The sequence below is a fragment of the Chamaesiphon sp. VAR_48_metabat_403 genome (genome assembly GCF_031422475.1).
Taxonomy (GTDB): Bacteria; Cyanobacteriota; Cyanobacteriia; order Cyanobacteriales; family Chamaesiphonaceae; genus Chamaesiphon.
The window spans coordinates 1-4,488 of sequence record NZ_JANPLS010000419.1 but is presented as its reverse complement, the minus strand read 5'-3'; the positions used below and the strand labels follow the sequence as shown (position 1 = coordinate 4,488).

Below are 4,488 nucleotides of genomic sequence, written 5' to 3'. Positions count from 1 at the left end.
GGTTTTAGGTTTTAGGAGTAATTGCACATTTACTCCCCGTCCCCCCGTCTCCCCGTCCCCCGTCTCCCTAACGTTCGCCAATCTCGATCGCCAGTTCCATCAATACACCGCCTCGAATCGCACCAATCCTGACTTGTTGACCGATCCGATCGCCCCGATTGAGGAAGGCGCGGACATCGCTAGGATCGGAGATTGCCACCCCATCCCAAGTTACTAAAATATCGCCCAATAATAAACCGCCGTTCTCGGCTGGACTTTGGGGTTCGACATTAATGAGAATGACCCCAGTGCGGACGGTCGAATTAAGAGCCGCAATTAATTGTGACGATAGGCGAACGGGTTGCATTCCCACGCCCAAATAACCCCGTGAGACCCGTCCTTTGGCTTGTAATTGAGTCAATACTCGATCGATGGTTTCTGCTGGAATCGTCAGTGCAGCACCCCGTTGACCTGTAGTATTCATCCCGATCGCCCGCCCCATTGCATCGACTAAAGCCCCCCCAGCAAACCCGCGACCGAGCTTGAGATCGGGACGGATATATAGATCGATCGTCCCCCCGCTCATACTCTGCCATTGACCGCTCAGAACGCTCGCTATCCCCATCGTAGCGCGCAAATCGCCATCGAGACTACGAGCTAACCCTAAGACCAAATTACCCACCTTCAAGGCGGCAGGATCGCTGGCTGTGGGGATGACTGGTAAGCTATCTGCATCGGCGATCGTCAAGGCAGTAATATCGGTAGTCGGATCGCGCCCCAATAGGGTAGCGGCGAAAATGCGCCCGTTCGCGCCGACAATTTGCAGATCTTCATGGCTGGCTAAGGATTCATCGGAGGTGATGACGATCCCTTGTCGCCAATGAATGCCGCTGGGCGCACCCCTTTGTCCGGTATTAATGGCAACTACCGCCGCGCCAGCTCGTTCGACAATCTCGGCGATGCGATCGGAAAATTCTAGTAATGAAGACATTAAATTTATACCAATGGCAATTTGAATGCTTCGATTGTGCCTCACGATCGACACCTGCAACACCACCAAAACGGGGGGATTTTACCCTAGTCAAATGGCTAGTTTCCGGGGAGCGGGGAGTGCGGAGTGCGGAGTGCGGAGAAGGCATGTAAACTAAATGAATAACAGTGTAGAAGGAAGAGTGGGAATGGAGATCGTGCGAGTTCGGTTTGAAGATCTGGCGGAAGTCGCCGAGTTATTCGATCGATATCGGGTTTTCTACAACAAATCGTCAGATCTAGCAGCGGCGCGATCCTTTCTAGAAGAGCGATTAGAGCAAAAAGATTCGACAATATTTATCGCGCGTTCTCAGATGCAAATTGTTGGATTCACACAGCTTTATCCGAGTTTTTCTTCGGTTTCGATGAAAAGAGTCTGGATTTTAAATGATTTATTCATCGATGAAATATACCGCAAACAGGGCATTGCCAAACTATTAATGAATGCAGTCGCAAACTTCGCTAGAGACACAGGTGCGATCCGAATTATCTTATCGACTCAAGTTACCAATCTTCCCGCCCGATCGCTGTATCGATCTTTAGGCTATATTCAAGATGATGCGTTCGATCGATATGCCTTATCTTTATGAATCCTAATGCCGATAAAAATGTGCTCGGTACCGAACTTCAGATTTGCTGTACTTCCCCGATGACGGGATTTTTTCGGACTGGCGTTTGTGTAACTGGCTCGCAAGATCGCGGTACGCATGTAGTTTGCGCGCGGATGACAGCAGAATTTTTGACATTTACTAAATCTCAAGGAAACGATCTGAGTACCCCCGTTCCCGGCTCTAGCTTTCCGGGCTTGAATCCCGGCGATAAATGGTGCTTGTGTGCATCGCGATGGAAACAGGCTCTAGACGCTGGGGTCGCTCCCCCTGTAGACTTAATGGCAACCCACGAGGCTGCGCTTAAATTTGTCTCTTTAGCAGATCTCCAACAACAGGCAATTTCTCTATGAGTGGTGACGTACCTGTCGAAGTCGCGATCGCAATTCTACCCTATGAGGGCAAATTTTTAATGCAATTGCGAGATAATATTCCCACCATTCTCTATCCAGGTTTGTGGGGTTTATTTGGCGGACATATCGAAGCTGGGGAAACTCCAGAAATTGCGGTAGTGCGGGAAGTTTTAGAGGAGATCGGTTATCAAATTGAAGCTCCCCAAAAGTTTGGCTGTTATAATGACGATCGGGTCATCAGGCATGTTTTTTACGCGCCACTGACTGTCAGCATCGATAAACTGGTATTGGGTGAAGGTTGGGATTTTGGGTTTATCTCACCAGCTCAAATTGAGGCGGGTTTTGCTTATTCGGCAATAGCTGAGGAAGAACGTCCGATTGGTGTGGTACATCAGCAAATTACGATCGATTTTATGGAATGGTGGGGTTAGATTGTTGGAGAATTGATACATCGAGATTAACTGGCATTCTTACCTATAATAATAATATTCAAACTAATTAGTGTTAGCGAGAATACTCCGAATGGTTCAGAGATAGCGATGAGTATTGGTAGAAATATCGAAAATAGATAGAGTGGAAAAGTTAAGGACGATCGTTTAGAGCGATCTAATTTTGCTTTAGGATACCAGTTTCGCAAGAGCATTAACAACACAAAACAACTAACTAAAAAAGTGACTGAGGCTTTCCAGATAACCCACCATTCTTCAGTTAAATATATGCCCAGGTTAGAATAACTACCACTTAAATGTCGGGTAACTAGGGAATTATCGATCGTAACCAGCGCAAACCAACCCGTTATTGTTAATGCTATACTCATCACGATCGGCGGTAATGGAAACCGGATCGTTGATAATAATGCATAGAGATATAATAAGCCGATCTCACTTACTGAAACTAAATCTCCAACCCAACCATTGGGTGCAATCGCAGCCATCCGCTCTACAGAAATTATATGCAGTGGTAAGGCTAAAAACACTCCCCAGTAGATTAAAATTGGTACGCCGAGAAGTTTACCTAATAATACTTCGATCGGCTTTATCGGCGCAAGGTTGACAATATCTAAAGTACCACTGCGGATCTCGCGACTAAAATCTGTGGCGATGAGATAGATACCGCCAAATGCTAAACTAAACCAAATTTCTCGACTCAGTATTTCACAGATATTCAGCCACCATAAAGGTGTATTTTGCTGAATCGTTCGATCGACAAGTATGAATGGAAGAGATTGAGCGAATACAGATATCGCTGTCACAATGACGAGATTAGATTTACTGACACGACATTTTAGTTCCCGAACTAGTTGAGGATTCAGATTGCTAATTCGGTCTAAATATCGCTCTAGCATAATTAATTCATAGTTAAATCTAGGCGCGGATTGAATGATTCTAAATCGCGTAGTTTTTGGTAAAGTTCGCGTTCGGCTGGGGCGGGATTTTTAGGAACGACAATTTGAATTTCGAGTAATTGGTCGCCCCGTTTCCCATCATCGCCCGGAAATCCTTTCCCTGCCAGTCGGAGTTTTTGCCCCGGTGCTACACTTTGGGGGAGGCTAATTTTTACCAGTCCATCGAGTGTCGGTACTTCTACAAAGCCGCCTAATACTGCTTCGGCGGGAGTGACGGGAAGTTGACAATAAACATTAATTCCTTCGAGTCTAAAAAACTGGTGCTGTGCGACATTAATCTTGAGATAAAGATCGCCACCTGCGATTCCTTGTCCTTTCAAGCGGATTTTTTGCCCTGGAATCATGCCTGGGGGCATATCTACTTCTAAAGAGCGTCCGTCTTCTTGAATGGTAATCCGTTCGCGTCCGCCCAGATAAGCTTTATCGAGGGGAAGGGTGAGTTCGGCTTCGAGATTTTTAGGGCGTACTGGGGGTGGTGCATCGTTAAAAGTGCCGCGTTCTGGGCGTTCTGATGTTTGGGTGTCACGGGGGGTACGCCGTTCGGTACGGGCGGTTTGAGTGTTCGTTTTAGACGATCTTTCGTTGCTATAATTAGCACTACTAGCTTCTTTTTTCCTACCTAATAAGCGATCGATAAAGGTGTTAAAATCATCGCTAAAATCGTCTTCGTCCGATCGATCTCTCGGTGGATTATTTGTAGTCGGTTTAGTCCGATTTTTGCGCCAAAATCCGGTAAATTTATCATACTGAGATCGCTTGGATCGATCGGATAAAATTTCGTAAGCTTCGCTGATATCTTTAAATTTATCTTCAGCACTTTTATCCCCCGGATTGAGATCTGGATGGTATTTCCGCGCCAGTTGTCGAAACGACTGCTTGATCTCATCAGCGGAAGCATCCCGCTTCACACCCAATAGCTCGTAATAGTTGCGAATATCTTGCATGGAAGGGTTTAGGCTTTTAGGCTTTGGGATCTGAGTAAGGGGGACGGGGGACGGGGGGACGGGGGGACTGGGGGACGGGGGGACTGGGGGACTTTGACAAATAGAGACGTACAAACTTACCCGATACCAAAAAGACTAAACAAGAAACAGACAACCAGAAACACAATAAC

At 46.6% G+C, this 4,488-nt stretch carries 7 protein-coding genes; 4 read left to right on the top strand and 3 right to left on the bottom strand.

What is annotated here, in order from left to right:
* Nucleotides 1-67: 67 nt before the first annotated feature.
* Nucleotides 68-970, bottom strand: coding sequence for a S1C family serine protease (locus RMO79_RS20015; RefSeq protein WP_310485031.1), 903 nt, complete (start codon nucleotides 968-970; stop codon nucleotides 68-70).
* Here RMO79_RS20015 and RMO79_RS20010 point away from each other — a divergent pair.
* Genes RMO79_RS20010 through RMO79_RS19995 form a run of 4 tightly spaced genes read left to right on the top strand, consistent with a single transcriptional unit; the run spans nucleotide 961 to nucleotide 2,400 of the window.
* Nucleotides 961-1,122, top strand: a complete 162-nt coding sequence (locus RMO79_RS20010; RefSeq protein ID WP_310485030.1) for a hypothetical protein — start codon at nucleotides 961-963, stop codon at nucleotides 1,120-1,122. The two genes, RMO79_RS20015 and RMO79_RS20010, sit on opposite strands and share 10 nt — an antisense overlap.
* A gap of 35 nt (nucleotides 1,123-1,157) precedes the next feature.
* A complete protein-coding gene (locus tag RMO79_RS20005) occupies nucleotides 1,158-1,598 on the top strand; it encodes a GNAT family N-acetyltransferase (protein WP_396136643.1) in 441 nt (146 codons plus the stop codon).
* Entirely contained in the window at nucleotides 1,595-1,969 is a 375-nt protein-coding gene (locus tag RMO79_RS20000; RefSeq protein WP_310485028.1) for a DUF2237 domain-containing protein, read from the top strand. The genes RMO79_RS20005 and RMO79_RS20000 overlap by 4 nt, the downstream gene beginning before the upstream one ends.
* The gene (locus RMO79_RS19995; RefSeq protein ID WP_310485027.1) at nucleotides 1,966-2,400 is read left to right on the top strand and encodes an NUDIX hydrolase; all 435 of its coding nucleotides are present in this window, start codon (nucleotides 1,966-1,968) and stop codon (nucleotides 2,398-2,400) included. Before RMO79_RS20000 ends, RMO79_RS19995 begins: the two co-directional genes overlap by 4 nt.
* A 26-nt stretch (nucleotides 2,401-2,426) precedes the next feature.
* Here the strand turns inward: RMO79_RS19995 and RMO79_RS19990 are convergent, their stop codons facing one another.
* On the bottom strand, nucleotides 2,427-3,314 hold the full coding sequence (locus RMO79_RS19990; protein WP_310485026.1) for a hypothetical protein: 888 nt from the start codon (nucleotides 3,312-3,314) through the stop codon (nucleotides 2,427-2,429).
* A gap of 2 nt (nucleotides 3,315-3,316) precedes the next feature.
* A complete protein-coding gene (locus tag RMO79_RS19985) occupies nucleotides 3,317-4,318 on the bottom strand; it encodes a J domain-containing protein (RefSeq protein ID WP_310485025.1) in 1,002 nt (333 codons plus the stop codon).
* Nucleotides 4,319-4,488 lie beyond the last annotated feature (170 nt).

Bases quoted from the DNA above. Each gene is read 5' to 3' on its own strand.
- RMO79_RS19995 (WP_310485027.1), top strand. From the start codon at position 1,966: ATGAGTGGTGACGTACCTGTCGAAGTCGCGATCGCAATTCTACCCTAT.
- RMO79_RS19990 (WP_310485026.1), bottom strand. From the start codon at position 3,314: ATGCTAGAGCGATATTTAGACCGAATTAGCAATCTGAATCCTCAACTA.
- RMO79_RS20015 (WP_310485031.1), bottom strand. From the start codon at position 970: ATGTCTTCATTACTAGAATTTTCCGATCGCATCGCCGAGATTGTCGAA.
- RMO79_RS20010 (WP_310485030.1), top strand. From the start codon at position 961: ATGAAGACATTAAATTTATACCAATGGCAATTTGAATGCTTCGATTGT.
- RMO79_RS19985 (WP_310485025.1), bottom strand. From the start codon at position 4,318: ATGCAAGATATTCGCAACTATTACGAGCTATTGGGTGTGAAGCGGGAT.
- RMO79_RS20005 (WP_396136643.1), top strand. From the start codon at position 1,158: ATGGAGATCGTGCGAGTTCGGTTTGAAGATCTGGCGGAAGTCGCCGAG.
- RMO79_RS20000 (WP_310485028.1), top strand. From the start codon at position 1,595: ATGAATCCTAATGCCGATAAAAATGTGCTCGGTACCGAACTTCAGATT.